The organism is Pontibacillus yanchengensis Y32 (assembly GCF_000770635.1).
Classification (GTDB): domain Bacteria; phylum Bacillota; class Bacilli; order Bacillales; family BH030062; genus Pontibacillus; species Pontibacillus yanchengensis.
Window position 1 is genome coordinate 1 of record NZ_AVBF01000077.1, and the last position, 16,001, is coordinate 16,001.

General features: G+C 39.8%; 14 protein-coding genes. 5 read left to right on the plus strand and 9 right to left on the minus strand.

Features of this window, described 5'->3' with window-relative positions:
- Positions 1-202: 202 nt before the first annotated feature.
- The 4 genes from N782_RS18085 to N782_RS18105 all read right to left on the minus strand — a co-directional run bounded on the left by N782_RS18085 (position 203) and on the right by N782_RS18105 (position 5,275).
- Positions 203-1,402, minus strand: a complete 1,200-nt coding sequence (locus N782_RS18085; RefSeq protein ID WP_036823562.1) for an MFS transporter — start codon at positions 1,400-1,402, stop codon at positions 203-205.
- Positions 1,403-1,566: 164 nt separating this feature from the next.
- On the minus strand, positions 1,567-2,376 hold the full coding sequence (locus tag N782_RS18090) for a DUF2935 domain-containing protein (protein ID WP_036823565.1): 810 nt from the start codon (positions 2,374-2,376) through the stop codon (positions 1,567-1,569).
- A gap of 775 nt (positions 2,377-3,151) precedes the next feature.
- Entirely contained in the window at positions 3,152-5,050 is a 1,899-nt protein-coding gene (locus tag N782_RS18100; RefSeq protein ID WP_036823571.1) for an ABC-F family ATP-binding cassette domain-containing protein, read from the minus strand.
- Between the two features lie 27 nt (positions 5,051-5,077).
- Positions 5,078-5,275: a YwbE family protein gene (locus N782_RS18105; protein ID WP_036823574.1), complete on the minus strand. Its 198-nt coding sequence runs from the start codon at positions 5,273-5,275 to the stop codon at positions 5,078-5,080.
- Positions 5,276-5,454: 179 nt separating this feature from the next.
- Between N782_RS18105 and N782_RS18110 the strand changes: the two genes are divergently transcribed.
- The gene (locus tag N782_RS18110) at positions 5,455-6,426 is read left to right on the plus strand and encodes a GGDEF domain-containing protein (RefSeq protein ID WP_036823577.1); all 972 of its coding nucleotides are present in this window, start codon (positions 5,455-5,457) and stop codon (positions 6,424-6,426) included.
- Between the two features lie 62 nt (positions 6,427-6,488).
- On the opposite strand, the gene N782_RS18115 is transcribed toward N782_RS18110, so the two are convergent.
- Positions 6,489-7,826, minus strand: a complete 1,338-nt coding sequence (locus N782_RS18115; protein ID WP_036823580.1) for a sensor histidine kinase — start codon at positions 7,824-7,826, stop codon at positions 6,489-6,491.
- Positions 7,823-8,530 (minus strand): response regulator transcription factor, encoded by a 708-nt coding sequence (locus N782_RS18120; RefSeq protein ID WP_036823582.1) that lies wholly within the window; start codon positions 8,528-8,530, stop codon positions 7,823-7,825. Before N782_RS18120 ends, N782_RS18115 begins: the two co-directional genes overlap by 4 nt.
- Before the next feature lie 476 nt (positions 8,531-9,006).
- Here N782_RS18120 and N782_RS18125 point away from each other — a divergent pair, with 476 nt between their 5' ends.
- The 3 genes from N782_RS18125 (at position 9,007) to N782_RS18135 (ending at position 12,649) form a co-directional block, all read left to right on the plus strand.
- The gene (locus N782_RS18125; protein ID WP_052111421.1) at positions 9,007-10,221 is read left to right on the plus strand and encodes a S1C family serine protease; all 1,215 of its coding nucleotides are present in this window, start codon (positions 9,007-9,009) and stop codon (positions 10,219-10,221) included.
- Positions 10,222-10,245: 24 nt separating this feature from the next.
- Positions 10,246-11,109: a peptidylprolyl isomerase gene (locus N782_RS18130; RefSeq protein WP_036823586.1), complete on the plus strand. Its 864-nt coding sequence runs from the start codon at positions 10,246-10,248 to the stop codon at positions 11,107-11,109.
- 1,225 nt (positions 11,110-12,334) lie between these two features.
- On the plus strand, positions 12,335-12,649 hold the full coding sequence (locus tag N782_RS18135) for a hypothetical protein (RefSeq protein ID WP_036823588.1): 315 nt from the start codon (positions 12,335-12,337) through the stop codon (positions 12,647-12,649).
- 101 nt (positions 12,650-12,750) lie between these two features.
- Here the strand turns inward: N782_RS18135 and N782_RS18140 are convergent, their stop codons facing one another.
- Entirely contained in the window at positions 12,751-13,728 is a 978-nt protein-coding gene (locus N782_RS18140; protein WP_036823591.1) for an NAD(P)/FAD-dependent oxidoreductase, read from the minus strand.
- Between the two features lie 143 nt (positions 13,729-13,871).
- Between N782_RS18140 and N782_RS21855 the strand changes: the two genes are divergently transcribed.
- Entirely contained in the window at positions 13,872-14,033 is a 162-nt protein-coding gene (locus N782_RS21855; RefSeq protein ID WP_202595708.1) for a hypothetical protein, read from the plus strand.
- A gap of 195 nt (positions 14,034-14,228) precedes the next feature.
- Here N782_RS21855 and N782_RS18145 read toward each other — a convergent pair whose 3' ends face one another.
- Both N782_RS18145 and proC read right to left on the minus strand, forming a co-directional pair.
- Entirely contained in the window at positions 14,229-14,414 is a 186-nt protein-coding gene (locus N782_RS18145; protein ID WP_036823594.1) for a hypothetical protein, read from the minus strand.
- A 230-nt stretch (positions 14,415-14,644) separates the two neighbouring features.
- Positions 14,645-15,454, minus strand: coding sequence for a pyrroline-5-carboxylate reductase (gene proC, locus N782_RS18150; protein ID WP_036823597.1), 810 nt, complete (start codon positions 15,452-15,454; stop codon positions 14,645-14,647).
- Between the last annotated feature and the right edge of the window lie 547 nt (positions 15,455-16,001).

Genomic DNA, 16,001 nt, shown 5'->3' on the forward strand with positions numbered 1-16,001 from the left:
TCATTAAGTATCGGACCCTCCCCCTTAACCCAATAATTATCTCGATTTCAAGTCTTCCAGATTATGCTTCTTATCTGGAATAAAACTATTTAGATTAGTTGATTCCAGAATTAACACCAAACTTTAACAGAGCCTTTATTTAAGAAGGAATAGATGCAACTCATACCCTTTTAGCTAGCCTTTAGCAACGATTATTCATCCCTTATGCCTCTTGCTCGTCAGGCTTAATCGCCCACCAACTAATAAAGAAACTAATCAAACAGAGAATCGCAAATAAGTAATAGATCCATGTTGGGGTACTCTTCATCATAACAGCAATCACTGGCGGCCCTGCTGCAACCCCAACAAATCGCATGCTGCTATATAATGCTGTAATCGTTCCTCTCTCTTCTTTAGGAGTCCCTTCCGTTATATAAGCGTCCAAGCAAGGCAATGCTACCCCAATGCCTGTACCAGCAATAGATAATAATAATAAATATCGCAAAAGCATCTCCCCCTGCACAAAAACAAGGGCAATAGCAGCTACTACGTGTCCAATAAGGATAAGCTTTTTCATGGTTTGCTTATTTTGTCCCACTTTACTACCAGCAATATAGGAAGAAGCACATAGGAACAGTAACGGCACAGCTAATAATAGTCCTTTTACATATCCAAATTTCTTGAACTCATCCTCCAATAAATTTGAAAAATGAAACAAGAATCCAAACAACACAAACATGAAAATACCACCAGAGATGAAAATAGCGGACAGCCAGTGACTATTCTTTTTGAAAAGATCTTTTATAAGATGTAAGAATTCCTTGAATGTGTGTGTTTCTTCTTGTTGCCCCTCTTTAGGGACTTTCACTAACACCATAACTAATAAAATGGCAATAAGAGCTAGCACAGGAATAGCCACAAAAGGAATAAACCAGAGAATAACAGCTAACAAAGCACCAATTATCGGACTAAGTACCTTCCCAAACGTATTCGCTGTTTCAATTATTCCTAATCCTTTGCTTACCTCCTCTTCATCTTTGAACATATCTCCAACTGTTGGAATCACAACAGGGAACGCGCCGGATGCCCCTACACCTTGAATAAACCTCCCAATGAGGATGAGCATTAGTGGATTTTCTATCTTCCAAGCAGCAAAAGCAGCTAGCGCACCGCCTATTCCCACAATAATAAGGCAAGGGATGATTACTTTTTTACGCCCCCACTTATCCGATAAATATCCCGATATTGGTATAAGAGGAATGGCAATTACGGAGTATATCGTAATAATCAAACTAGATTGAAATGAGGTGATTCCAATTTCCTTTTCCATGATCGGCAGAACAGGGATTAACATCGAATTCCCAAGCGTCATTAATAGAGGAATAGAAGCTAACGCAAATAAGTCCCACTTTTTCTCTTTCATAATCATTCCTCCGAATTTGTAAAAATGCCTACAATCTAATTTGTGATAAAAAGGGGGCATTACATACAAAGAGAGGACTTGTAATATATGGTATTTAACTAAACACGTAAGTACCAGAACAGATTTTTTCTTTGCTCATTATAAAAGCAACCAATACTGGTTGCTTAATAAGGGTCTTCTGTTCTAGGTTTTGTAGGATCACACGATGGAAATTCTCCCGTAGTGGACTCCGCAAGCTTATATAAGTAATAGCACTCTTCCCGCACCATATGATCTGCCATCAGACCAGAAAAGGTTCCTAACAAGGATTCTGATAGTTCCAGTTCCTCTAACTCATTAAGAAAGGTTTTAAATAAATACATTTCGACTTCCACATCGTCGTTAAATTTGTTTAGTGCAGGGAAATTGTCTAAATTTGTCCGTAAATACCCCGTTAATTCAACTGCTTTTATATAAAACTGACTAAAGTGCTTAGTAAATTCTTCACTTTTGTTTCTCAATCGTTTTTCCACACCATCTAACTGATCGTGAATCGCTCCAGCATGGCCACTAGCATCCAACAACCAAAGCATATGATGGTGGAGTTCATGAAAAATAGGAGGCACTTCGCCTTTACCAAGATAAGCAATCACTAACAAATATTCCTCTAATTCATTAACCATATGATTGAAAAAAGTTGGGGATAAATGAACTCCTACTTCTCCCTGCAGATTACGCTCCAATAATGAAAGCTTAAACCGACGAAACGTTCGAACATGTTCCCCCACTTCGTTCGTAAACGCTTGGATATCCCCCATATTGTTGTCCCTGACTTTATCTAAATAGGAATCAAACAGCATCACATAGTCTTTTGCTTGTTGAATATCATTCGTTTCAGAAGGGTATAAAGCATCCCTAATAAACCTAGCGTGATCCCCTAAAACTTGCAACCAAAACTTATGTTCAAAAAGGGCACTCTCCTCATACTTCTTCACTGCTCTCCCCTCCTTTTTGTCCACACTTTACATGTATATGATTTGAGGAAGAAAGTAAGACATGGATGAGGTGGTTAAATAAAATTCAGGACAATAATCTACCTCTTTTCATGTTAGCCCCATTATATTGAAGACTTGGAGTCGAGATATATTGGGATAGGTCCGATACTTTAAAATCATTAGGGTTGGGTGGGAAACAACTCGCGTCCTGCGGGCGAGCTGGCAAGCTACCTTCGGGGAAATCACCCTCAGGGGATCTTGCCTACCTCTTTCTCCCGCGGGAGTCTCGTCGTTTCCCACCCAACCCTGCCAATATGTTGCGATCGGACCTACGGCTATAAGCAGTTCATCTTCAAATGGAGATATCAAATAGCGAACTCATGGCGGTTACGAATGGCCTTTACTCTCATTAAGAATATAGGCCATATTACCATCCCCACTCTAGACTGGCCATGTTTACGTTCATCCAAATAACAGCAAAGGTGGCCGTGGAACAAGGAGACTCCCGCCGGAGAAAGAGGTAGGCGAGACCCCGGAGAGCCCTGCTTTTGGGCTCGAGGAGGCTTGCCAGCTCGCCGGCAGGACGCGAGTTGTTCCACGGCCACCTTTTTTCCATCTAAAGCAACGGAAACATTCCACTTATTTTACGATTACTAATTTATCTCGAATCCAAGTCTTCAAGATTATGCCTCTTATATTAAAGACTGTTCACCAAAAAAGAAGCAATCCAATATAATTGGATTGCTTCCATGCTCTACCTAATACTTTATTCAACTCATTCCCCTTCAACAATAGAGGATAGCTCCTCCCATCGTTGCATGAGCTCTTCTAGTTTCGATTCAATTTCTTGTTGCTCTTCAAGTAGTTCTTGAGCTTTTACTGCATCACTGCCTGTTTCTGTGATTTCATTTTGGACTTCTTCATAGCGTAGCTCAAGCTCTTCAATGCGATCTTCAATCGTATTCCATTCCTGTTGCTCATGATAGGATAACTTTTTACGCTTTTGTTTATGCTTTGGAGACTCTTTTTTCTCTTCCTTTGCTTTCTCCCTTTGGGCAGCTAAGGCTTCTCCTTCTTCTTGCTTTTTCAACTCAAGGTATTCTGTATAATTTCCTTGAAAGCGGCGTGTTTTTCCGTTACCTTCAAAGGCTACTAAGTGGTCCACTACCCGGTCCAAGAAATAGCGGTCGTGAGAAACGGTTACGACCACTCCCGGAAAGTGTTCAAGATACTCCTCTAGAACGGTTAACGTTTGGGTGTCTAAATCATTCGTAGGCTCGTCTAAGAAGAGAACATTCGGTTCCTGCATTAGCACTCGAAGCAGATAGAGGCGTCGGCGTTCTCCACCAGAAAGTCTTGAAATGTAGTTCCATTGCATATAACGAGGGAACATAAACCGCTCGAGCATTTGCTCTGCTGTAACCTCATCCCCTTTGGCGGTGTACACTACTTCGGCTTCTTCCTTAATATATTCCACTACACGCAACGTCTCGTCCATTTCTTGGTGATCCTGCGTATAGTAACCGATTTTAACGGTCTGGCCCTGTTCTACAGTTCCATGGTCCGCTTCCATTCTTCCAGCCATAATGTTCAATAACGTCGTTTTTCCACTTCCATTTGGTCCAATAATGCCAAGACGTTCACCAGGTACAACGAGATAGGAGAAATCTTCAATGACCGGTACCCCCTCAAATGATTTCGTAATCGATTCAAGCTCTAACACATCATTTCCTAATCGCTTCGAACCTACAGAAATATTGACTTGATCATCTGGAGCATGAGATTTTTCATTCATGAGTTCTTCCGCACGATCTTTTCTCGCCTTTTGCTTAGTACCTCGCGCTTTTGGTCCTCTCTTTAACCAGGCAAGCTCTCGTCTTAGGATGTTTTGTCGCTTCTGCTCATATTGTTGTTCTTGTTCTTCACGTTCCGCTTTCTTTTCTAAAAAGGTTTCATAGTTTCCGTCATAAATAAACAATCGGCCTTTATCAAGTTCATAGATTCGATTCGTTACACGATTCAAGAAGTAACGATCGTGGGTAACAACAATTAAAGAACCTTGGTACTGAGCAAGGAACGATTCCAGCCACTCAATCGTTTCATTATCCAGATGGTTTGTAGGCTCGTCCAAAATAAGCAAGTCAGCAGGTTGTATTAACGCCTTCGCAATAGCCACACGTTTTTTCTGACCACCTGAAAGCTCACTAACAGGCTTCTCAAAATCTGAAATCCCAAGCTTTGTTAACACTGTTTTCGCAACAGTATTTGCTTCCCATGCATCATATTCGTCCATCTTTTGTTGAGCTTTGAATAATTTTTCTTGTTGTTTGGAGTCTTCTGGAGCTCTTTCTAATTCACGCAGCGCTTGCTCATAGCTTCTCATCGTTCTCATGATTTGCGAGTCGCCATAATATATTTGCTGAAGAACAGTAAGGGAATGGTCCAAGGAAGGCTCTTGAGCAAGGTATTCGATATGAAACTGATTAGCGTGACTTAAATGACCTTCTTCTGGAGAGTCGATCCCTGCTAGAACTTTTAATAGTGTTGATTTTCCGGTTCCGTTCACCCCTATCAAACCAATCCGCTCTCGCTCCCCTATAGAAAAGGAGATATGATTAAAAAGATCTTTCTCTCCATATGTCTTGTATAAATTCTCTACTGATAAAATACTCATAATTCATCCTTCCTTTATCTACGACCCTTATTCGTTAATGATTTGCTTTACACGCCCGACTTGACCATCCTGTAAACGTACTTTAATTCCATGTGGATGATTAGGTGACTTCGTTAATATATCCTTCACTGTACCACGAGTAGTCTTCCCGCTCCGCTGATCTTGTTTCAATACGATATCCACTTCCTGACCAGGGGAAATCTCATTTCTATTTTGTCCCGCCATTTTACTAGCTCCTTTTATTGTCATTTGATGTCGTTACTGTATTTCTAATTCCATTGTATCATTGTGAAAATTTACATAATCTTAACTATTTTTAGCTAAATCCCACTTAATTTTATAGGGGGTTTTATGGGATAATTATGATATGAATCAATAGTCCTACTCATTGAAGGGATGTTATCATGCTCACCTATATCGGAGAAATAGCAGAAGCAGTACCGTTTGTGCATCGTAACACCATCAGTTCTCACATTAATGAGATATTTGAACAAGACAAAAACCTAGAAGGTGTAGTCATTGGTGACAATGCGCATATAGATGGTTTAGTCATGAAAGGCGCATTTTATAAGAAAATTGCTGCGAAATTTGGATATGACTTGTTCATGGGCCGCTCCATTGAATTGATCATGGATGCTTCTCCATTAATTGTTGACTATTTTACTTCTATTACAGACGTTAGCTCTTTAGCTATGAACCGAGAGCAAGACCATTTATATGATTATGTCATTATCACAAAAGATGATCGCTTTTACGGTATTGTGAGTATTAAAGATTTGTTACAAACCTTCGCTGAAATCCAAGCATTTATGGCCCGATATTCAAATCCATTAACAGGATTACCTGGAAACAATCTTATAGAAGAAAATCTTACTAAAGCGTTAGATGCTCCTACGTATAGCATTTTCTACTTAGACTTGAATCATTTTAAGGCTTATAACGATTCCTATGGCTTTAAACAAGGGGATGTCGTCATAAGAGAAACCTCCATGCTACTTCAAGAAATATTCCGCAACCATTCCTCTAATAGCTTTCTGGGACATATTGGAGGAGATGATTTTATTGGTGTCATCTATAGTCATGAATACGAACCCATTTCAGAACAAATTATACAGGTTTTCGATCAAAAAGTACCCTCTTTTTATTCTGTAGAAGACTGGGATAGAGGATTTGTACATGTGCACGACCGAAATAACACCCTCGTGCAACTGCCCTTATTATCTATTGCTATAGCAATTGTAACGAATCAAAAGGCTCATTTCGAATCTACAGATCAAATTAGTGAATATGCAACGCAACTGAAGTCGTTATGCAAACGCACAAAAGGCAGTCACTGTGTAGCTGATAGTACGTTTTTATCATGCGTAAAAAAATAACCTTATCTTCCCCTAAATAAAGCTGGCATGCCCCACTATAGAGCATGCCATTTTCACTTGCTTTAGGTTTCCTCAGAGAGCTTGATTTCAAAAACAGCCCCACTATTTTCTTCATTAAAAACTTGAATGCTCCCACCACTTCTCTCAATGATAGCTCGTGAAATGGCTAATCCTAACCCAGTTTCTCCTTCTTTCCCTTTCACAAAGCGGTGAAATAATTGTGGTAAAAGATCCTCTGGGACTCCATTTCCGTCATCTTTTATTTGGATATGGTAGGCCCCCTCGTGAGTAAAGCCTTTGAGCACTACCTCTCCCTTAGCATGCCGTATTCCATTACTCACTATATTGATCATCGCCTGTAGCATTTTCTCTTCATCCATATATAACGTTTTGTCTTCTTCTAATTCTATATCTAATGCGATTCCCTTTTCTTGAGCTAATGGCAACACTCTCTCTTTTGTTTGATCTAGTACACTTGAGACGGATATGTGCTGCGGATGGTAGATTCCTTCTTCACTATCTAGTTTAGCTAACAGAATGATTTCATTGACGATTTTCTTTAAGCGCTCGCTTTCTTTCACAATAACATCTAGACTCCGATCGGCTGCATCTCCTTCAAAAATGCCATCTTTCACACCCTCTGCATAACCTTGAATGGTCATCAATGGTGTTTTCAATTCATGAGAAGCGTTTTGAAAGAAATGCTTTTGCGAATGGATATATCGATCCAGCTCATTAGCCATCTCTATTACACTTTGTTCTACTTCACCAATTTCTCCACTCGCTCCAATTGGTTGGATAGAGTCGAATTGACGATTTTCAATTTTCTTCACTTCTCGTTTCAGTTGACTTAATGGTGTAACCAACCGTTTTGTTAACAGATAACTAAACAACACAGCTATAAAAATACCAATGATAAAGATGGTAATCATCCTAGCAGCAAACACCGATTGAATACTTTGCAATTCCTCCAATGGTGTAGCCAATACTAGAAGAAACCTCTTCCCTTGGTAATTATACCTTAGCTTGGAGATCACATAATTCTCCCCATCACTTTTCCAAAGAGCCTTTTGCTGCTCTTCCCGTTCGAACTGTGAACTCCACGCTTCTGTAATACTATCTGGAAGGGAGGAGTATAGTACTTGATTTCGATCAGGGTCAAAAAACAGAACCTTAAAATCATTGTTCCGCATGATATTACTCAACAAGAGATCGCCTCTTGCTCCATATTCTTGTTCATATAATATGCTAAGTAGTATTTCGCCATTGTCTTGTAACTGATTCTGTTCATCTTGAATCAATATATCCAACAATAAGGAATATATGAAAAAAGCCGTCACGGACATAATGATGACAAGAAGGGCGGTGAAAGCTGCATTTAATTGATAGAGTAGCTTCATGCTTCCTCCTCTCGCTCACGTAATCGATACCCATATCCCCACACGGTTTCAATCGGAACATTCGGTAATTTTTTTCGTAGTCTTTTTACAAGGTCATCGACAGCCCGATCACTTCCGAAATAGTCTTCCCCCCATACACGTTGAAGGAGTTCTTCTCTAGAAAAAGCTCGATTGACTTGTGAAATCAATATTTCAAGTAGATTAAACTCTTTTGATGTAACCTCGACCTCTTCATTTTTCCATAACACTCTACGTTCTTTTATAGAAAGCGTTAAATCGCCATTATGTAGAGGTCCATCTTCCTGTTGAGGTTGCGCTTCTTCTGATCTGGTTTGAAACTTTTCCCACCGTTTCAATACACGATTGACTCTAGCGACTAATTCTCTCGGACTGAAAGGCTTTGTTAAATAGTCATCACTACCAAGCTCAAGCCCCATTACCTTATCTACTTCCTCATCTTTCGCGGAAATAATAATAATAGGCATATCAGATTCCTGCCTTATTCGACTGCAAAACTCGTATCCATTCATACCAGGTAGCATAATATCAAGAACCCATAAATCAGGCGGTGTCTCTCGCCATAAGTCCCACGCTGCTTCAGCCGTCTCGAGCAGCTTCGTATGATAGCCTTCCTTTTGTAAATATGCTTCCACAATCTCTTGAATATGCGGATCATCTTCCACAATTGCAATCGTAGATTTCATGTTCATCCCCTCCGTCAGAAGTCCTTTCTACTATTGTGCCATAACTAAACGACTACTTATAAATATTACATATTCAATTCCACATTTTTTACACATTTATGCCAAACGAATGCCAAACCTTTTCACTAGAATAAGAATTGCACATCGAGAACAACTCATTTCAGAGAACAAAAGCTCAGGGCGCCCGTTAAGCGACGTATATGCTGCGGCCCACACGACGTGGGTTGGTTCGATGTTGCTACGTGATGTAGCGGTTTTAATCGAACTTCCCCTGAACCTTAGGAGATAAAGGAAACACGAAGAGCGGAAGCGATTCGATGTTGACTTATCGTAAGGAGGGGCAGGAAGTTTGCTAGTCGCTGGGCGCTGGAGCTGGACGTGGCTACTTCACTTTTTCAGTTATAAACAAGCATTGAATTTTATAATTTCCTGGTAGACGATAAAAAAACTCAATAAAGTGGAAAGGAGTTTACCAAATGGATGAAAACAACATGGTAAAAAATGACGAAAAGCGCGCAAATGAAAATAGAAGTTATTTTAATTGGTTATTTCGATTTACTACAAGCGTTTTAGTCGTGACTGTGATGCTGTTATTAGGAGCATTCGGACTATTTAAAGCAAACGTATTCCCTTTTGGAACAAGTCAGGCACAATCAAACACGAATACGGTTGAACAAAGGGATCTTAACCTTACTCCTACCTCTACGACTAATTCAGCTGAAGATGCTTCGGTTGTGGAAGCCGTTGAACAAGTCTCTGATGCAGTAGTTGGTGTGGTTAACTATCAACAGTCCCAACTATTCTCAGAAGACAGTAACCAAGCAGGCACAGGTTCTGGGGTGATTTACAAGAAAGAAGACGGTTCTGCTTATGTGGTGACGAACCATCATGTCATTGAAGGTGCAAAGTCGATTGATGTCATTTTAAGCGGTGGCGAAAAAGTACAAGCCGAAATACTGGGAAGCGATCAACTTTCCGATCTGGCCGTACTAAAAATAGATGGATCGAGTGTAACTGAGGTCGCAGACTTTGGATCGTCGAAGGAACTTAAAGTTGGCGAAACGGCAATTGCAATAGGCAATCCACTTGGGATGGAATTCGCAGGTTCTGTTACAAAAGGCATTATTAGTGGCTTAGAACGTACGATGCCTGTTGACTTAAATCAAGACGGACAATCTGATTGGGAAACGGAAGTACTCCAAACAGATGCAGCTATCAACCCTGGTAACAGTGGTGGTGCACTCGTAAACCTGTCAGGTGAAGTAATTGGTATTAACTCTATGAAAATCGCGAAACAAGAAGTAGAAGGAATAGGTTTTGCCATTCCAACAGCAACCGCTAAACCAATTATTAAAGACCTTGAAGAAAATGGCGAGGTAACTCGACCTTATATGGGAGTACAAACAAGAGACCTATCTACCATCTCAACACAGCAGTTACAAAATACATTGAAACTTCCGCAAGAGGTTCAAGAAGGTGTCATTGTAGCAGCTACCCAAAACGGCTCCCCTGCTCAGGAAGCAGGCTTACAAAAGTATGACGTCATCGTCCAAGCAGATGGTCAAGATATTACCTCCCTCGTTGATTTAAGAAAGTTTATTTATGAAGAAAAAAACGTCGGGGACAGCATGGACATTACCTTCTATCGTAATGGAGAAAAGCAATCAACAACGTTAACCTTAGCCAAATAATATAGATAACAAGGAGAGTATCGAATGAAGAACAAATTAGCACCTATCGTAATGACTGTAGTAGCAGCTTTCACACTAACAGCATGTAGTAACGGCAGCGCTGAAGATGCTGAAGTAGTAGCATCCACTAAGAACGGAGATGTAAGCAAAGAGGAATTTTACAACAAACTCGTGGACCAGTATGGAGACGCAGTTCTAAAAGAAATGATTTATGAAAAAGTTCTATCCGAGAACTATTCTGTTAGTGAGAAAGAAGTTCAAGCTGAGATTGACAAAATGAAAGAATCCTACGGTGATCAGTTTCAATCCGTGTTGCAACAAAATGGTTTTTCTAGTGAAGATGATTTAAAAGACGTTATTCACGCTTCTATGCTTAAAGAAAAAGCTGCTACAGACGGTGTAGAGGTGTCAGAAGAAGAAGTGCAATCGTATTACGACAACATGAAACAAGAAGTACAAGCAAGCCACATTCTTGTTGATGACGAAAAAACTGCCAAAGATGTCATCCAAAAGCTTGAGGATGGTGGAGATTTTGCAGAATTAGCTAAAGAACACTCTACAGATACCACTTCCGCTGAAAATGGCGGTGACTTAGGTTACTTCTCTACAGGAGACATGGTGCTACCTTTCGAGGAAGCTGCTTATAACTTAGAGGTTGGCAAGGTCAGTAAACCTGTTGAATCCGAATATGGCTATCACATCATTAAAGTAACCGATAAACGCGAGAAAGAAGACACCTCATCTATTGGGTCTTTTGATGAAATGAAAGAACAGCTACAGAGAGAGCTTGAAACCCGTAAAGCCAATCCAGATCAATTAACAGAAATCATGAATGAAGCGAAGATTGATATTAAAAACGCTGACTTAAAAGAAAAGATTTCTTTCTAACGACAGTGTGTAGAGAATGAACTGCTAACAAAGAGAAGAGACCATTCCCTCTCTTCTCTTTGATGATATAAATGCAACCTGAACATTTGTCCCTTCCACATCAGAAGGGACACCCATTCCCATATGTGAACCTCTTACAAGAACAGAGGTACACCCAACGAAAACCTAGGTGTCGATAGGTTTTCTCCTCCTAAATTGAACCGCCAAGTAGCTTGGCGGTTCTTTTTTTCATCAATATAAGAGGCATAATTGAGTTCGAGACATTTATTGGGTAAGGAGTCGTACGATGTGTTGTTATCGGAATCGGCAATACGTAGGATAACTTTTTTGACGGACATATAGTCTCTTATTTACTGTAAAAACGCGCTTTTGAAGGAGTTTACGGACATATGATACCTTATTTGCAAAAAAACACAGCTCATTAAGGTGATTTTGGCTAAATAGCGAACTGTATGTCCGTTACGAATGGAAAATACCCTTCAAATCGAACAATAAGAGATTATATGTCCGTTAGCATAGCGTCACTTTGTATCCTAAAGCACCCTCGCTTTATGAATACCAACATTCAGAGAACGTCCCACTCTAACCTAGCCATATCCCCCCAACATCGCGGAAGGTGGTCGTGAAACGTGGCGAGACCCGGAAAACCCCGCTCTTGGGAAGGAGGACGCGCATTGGTTGCGTAGAAATATTAAAATTCATTTTAAGAATACGCACAGTTCTAATAATAAGAACCCTGTTTTTTTGTTTTGGATAGAAGTTAATGATTTAATTTTACCCGGTTTCACTTCTCTTTTTATCATTTCTTCTAATTAGAAAATATGATGAAAAGGCTCCAATAGAAGCGAAAATTATGGCCCAAGTAGGAATGAGATCTTCAGTAAATAAGCTAACTAACAGCACTAAAAGAAATATAAATGATAACAATCTAATAGTAATATTCATGCCCATTTGTATGTCCTCCTTTTTAATTTTGTAAACTCAAAAGCAAATTATACAATCTCCATCTAAATAAAAAAACCTTTAGTATATTTTTGGATTTTCATTCCATTTCTACGCAAAAAATCAATCATAACCACTACTTTCAATTGATTTTAGAGCGATTCGCCTATCTGGAGGAATGACATTTAGCAAACATTGCTATCATAAACAGACTTCTTTTACAAAAACTAATGTAGGAGGTCCATGATGATCTTCAAACTCACGATTTCGGGAGGAAACCATTTTGAATAACCTACGATGGTTAACATCAGCTTTTAACTTTGGACGAAGAACATCATTATTTGGAAGACGTAGCCGTTTCGCATTTTTTAATGGACGTAGAAATAGAAGAGGCGGAGGGATTCTTCTTACCCTTCTTGGTCTAGGTGGTTTCATTTATGGAATGACCCGTGACAACCGAGGTATGCTGCAAGGTATGAAGGGTATGATGAATAACCAGGAAGATCAAGATTCAAATCAAGTGTCAGATTATACGATGGCAGATGCAAAAGTTGCGTTTTCTGAAGAATTCACTCCAGATTTCAAAGACAACAAATAACGTTCCGAGACAATATACAGAAATCCTGCCCTTTTTTTCTGTGGCAGGATTTTCTGTACATATATTATATCTATATCATTGAAAAACTCTATTCCATAACTTTAAAAAAAGGATGCAATCTTATTCCCTGCTGCGATGCCAGACAAGTACGCACTTTCAAACCGTGTTCGACCTGATTTATCATTCTTCTCCAGAAAAGCTTCTCCGGCAACATAAAGCGGCAATGCCTCGTGAACATTAAGGTAAGGTTCATATACTACATTTTCAGCCTCTGCATACCGCCAACGTTTTAATTGCGAGCTCTCAAGCTTATTCCAAGGAAGGTGACGCTCTGTAATCTGTTCTATTCTGCTCAACACATGCTCGTCTGTATGGGAAAAATGATCATTGCTCCATTCTCCATCCATATACACACTCACTGTTGGGTTAGAGGATACACCCTTCTTCTGATGATCGACAATTTTTTCTACATGCAAAGGGAGTGATTCATCCATTATGCCTTCTGATGGCAGAGTGGTTTGGGTATTAAATTGGTAGAGCCCTACAATTGCTGCATTATAAGAAATACTGTCTAGTTTGCTTACTTCCTTTTCTTGCAACGATACATTCTTACTGGACAATAGCTTTCTCGTTTGTGGCACGGGAGCTGTTACTAATACTGCACCTGTTTTCCAGGATTGGCCGTCTTCTGTTTCTAGTTGAAATCCACCAGTTGTTTCTTCAATGGATTCCACCTTTGCATACAACGAGACTGGTAAATCTTCTGCTAATTGCTTCATAAGCGTATTCATTCCATTTACACTGGTATACCGTGGATAGGGATCGCCAAACCAATGTGTAATCCATCCACGTTGCAACCAATCCTCCACATCCTTTTCAAGTTGCTCTGAGCGGACAGTAAAAAATTGGGCTCCGTGATCCACTATGCCTTCTTCCAATCGACGAGTGGCTAATCGTCCACCAACGCTTTTGCTCTTATCGACAATTTTTATATCCTTAATGCCATTATTAAGGAGCGTCCTGGCAGCCATTATACCCGCTATTCCTGCACCGATTATGGTTACTTTTGTTTCTTCCATCTACACCACATCCTTGTATCATTTCTCCTCTTTACTTCATACCCGTTCACGACTCATAAATATGCTTAGAAAACACATTCAATCTTTTCCTTGGATAAGAAAATGGAATAGATACACGCTATACGTAAGGGGTGACATATGTAATGAATAAGAATATCAGTCAATCTAAAAGAGAAGATGCATCCATGACGTACAATGAAGTTAAACGTTACTTGGCTGAAACTAGCGGAGGACGTGACACAAAAAAATATAGTAATACGAATGTTGAAGACGTTCGAAGAGAAATTCACACTAGTAAACAGTAAAGAATGTAAGCATGCTGTATTACAGATAAAAGTATTTGCTTAAGAAAATTAAAGCTGAGCAATGGTTAGTTAGTGTAACTGCCATTTGGTAGTGAGACACCAAAACCAAATTAAACACCCCTTTAAGAAGCAGTACTTAGGTGAGTACACATCATCTTAAAGGGGCCTATTGATTTTAAATTATTCTAGATGTATTTATTCTTCAGAGTCTTCTTCAGAATCGGATCCGTCTTCGGATTCGGAATCACCTTCAGAGTTACCTGAATCTTCTTGTTCTTCCATGTTAGAATCAGAATCTTCCTCTTCACCAGAACCACCATTACAAGCACCTAGCACTAGAACCATACTCAACAACAATGCATAAAATAGGTTTTTCTTCATTTTCTTGGATCCCTCCTGAATTAGATTCAGAATAAATATACCACAGAAAATTCCAAAGAAAACCGTTTTTCCAATTTTTAACTCAATATACCCATGTTGATTTTGCCAAATGTAAATAATTGGGTGTATTGTCTCAATGGTTTCTTTTGAAAATGTAAAAATCACTCTATAACGTTTACCGTTACGGTGAATTAGCGGGATAATGGTCCTGATTATATTAGCATGACGTATTACTCCTCGCCCATATCTTTCACTTTATTGGAGCAACTTTCCATCGCAGCCATAATCGTCCCTCTGAAACGCTCTTGTTCTAGTTTAGTGACAGCAGCAATGGTCGCTCCACCAGGAGATGTCACTTCGTCCTTTAGTTCTCCTGGATGCTTACCAGTATCTAGCACCATTTTTGCTGCACCAAGAACTGCTTGGGCTGCAAGTCGATAGGATTGATCACGAGAAAGCCCCTGCGCTACACCCCCGTCAGCCATGGCTTCAATCATCATGTAGACATAAGCTGGTGAAGAACCACTTATAGATGGAATCGCACTCATCTGACTTTCCGTAATAACCTCTACTTTACCAAAGCTTTCAAATAGAGTTACAACTTTCGCTAAATCCTTGTCATCAATTTTACTGTTTGGGCATAGGGCGGACATCCCTGCCTCTACAAGAGATGGTGTATTTGGCATGGCTTGTATGACTTTCATTTCCCTCTCAAATGCACTTTCCATTTCTTCAAATGAAACGCCAGGAGCAATCGTTATGATAATAGCTTCGTCGGCAACAGATTGACGCACCTCATGAATAACTGCTTTGTAATCATATGGCTTCACAGCTAAAAAGAGCAAGTCTGCCTGTCCGGCAACAACTCGGTTGTCTAAATTCGTTTGTATCTCAAATTGTCGTCGTACCTCTTCTAAAGTCCCCTCTGATTGCGCACTGGCAATAATTTGATCTGGTGTGACGATTTTCGAATGAATCATACCTCCAATCATGGCCTGTGCCATCTTCCCACAACCGATAAATCCAACCGTCTGATTCATGAATCTTCACGTCCTTTTCTGTTGTAATTTATATGAACTTCCTGTTTCCTAATGAAAGTAGACTTAGTAGTTTTATGTAGTGTTCTCTTTTTACCATAACACTACTCTAGTTATAGCATACAAGAAAAGAAACAATGAATAAAACTTCTTCACCTTAGAAACTTATTGAACAAAAGCTCGAAGCGCCCGTTTAGCAACGTACAAACTCTCCTTATTATTCGGAAGTTCTGTGCGGGATGGAGGTTCGATTAAGACCGCTGCATCACGCAGCAACATCGAACCAACCCACGTCGTGTGGGCCGAAAGGAAACGCGAAGAGCTCAAGCGTTCGATGTTGACTTATCGTAAGGAAGGGCAGGAAGTTTGCTAGTCGCTGGGCGCTGGAGCTAGACATGGCAATTTCACTTTTTCAGTTATACATAAGTATTTTTTTATTATTTGGCTGTGTTAAAGTTTGTTATTGATATAATAATGAAATCGTTTTATGTTTCTCCATACTTAGCACCATAATGTTGAATAACTGGTGAGGCTGGACCCGTTACGTTTG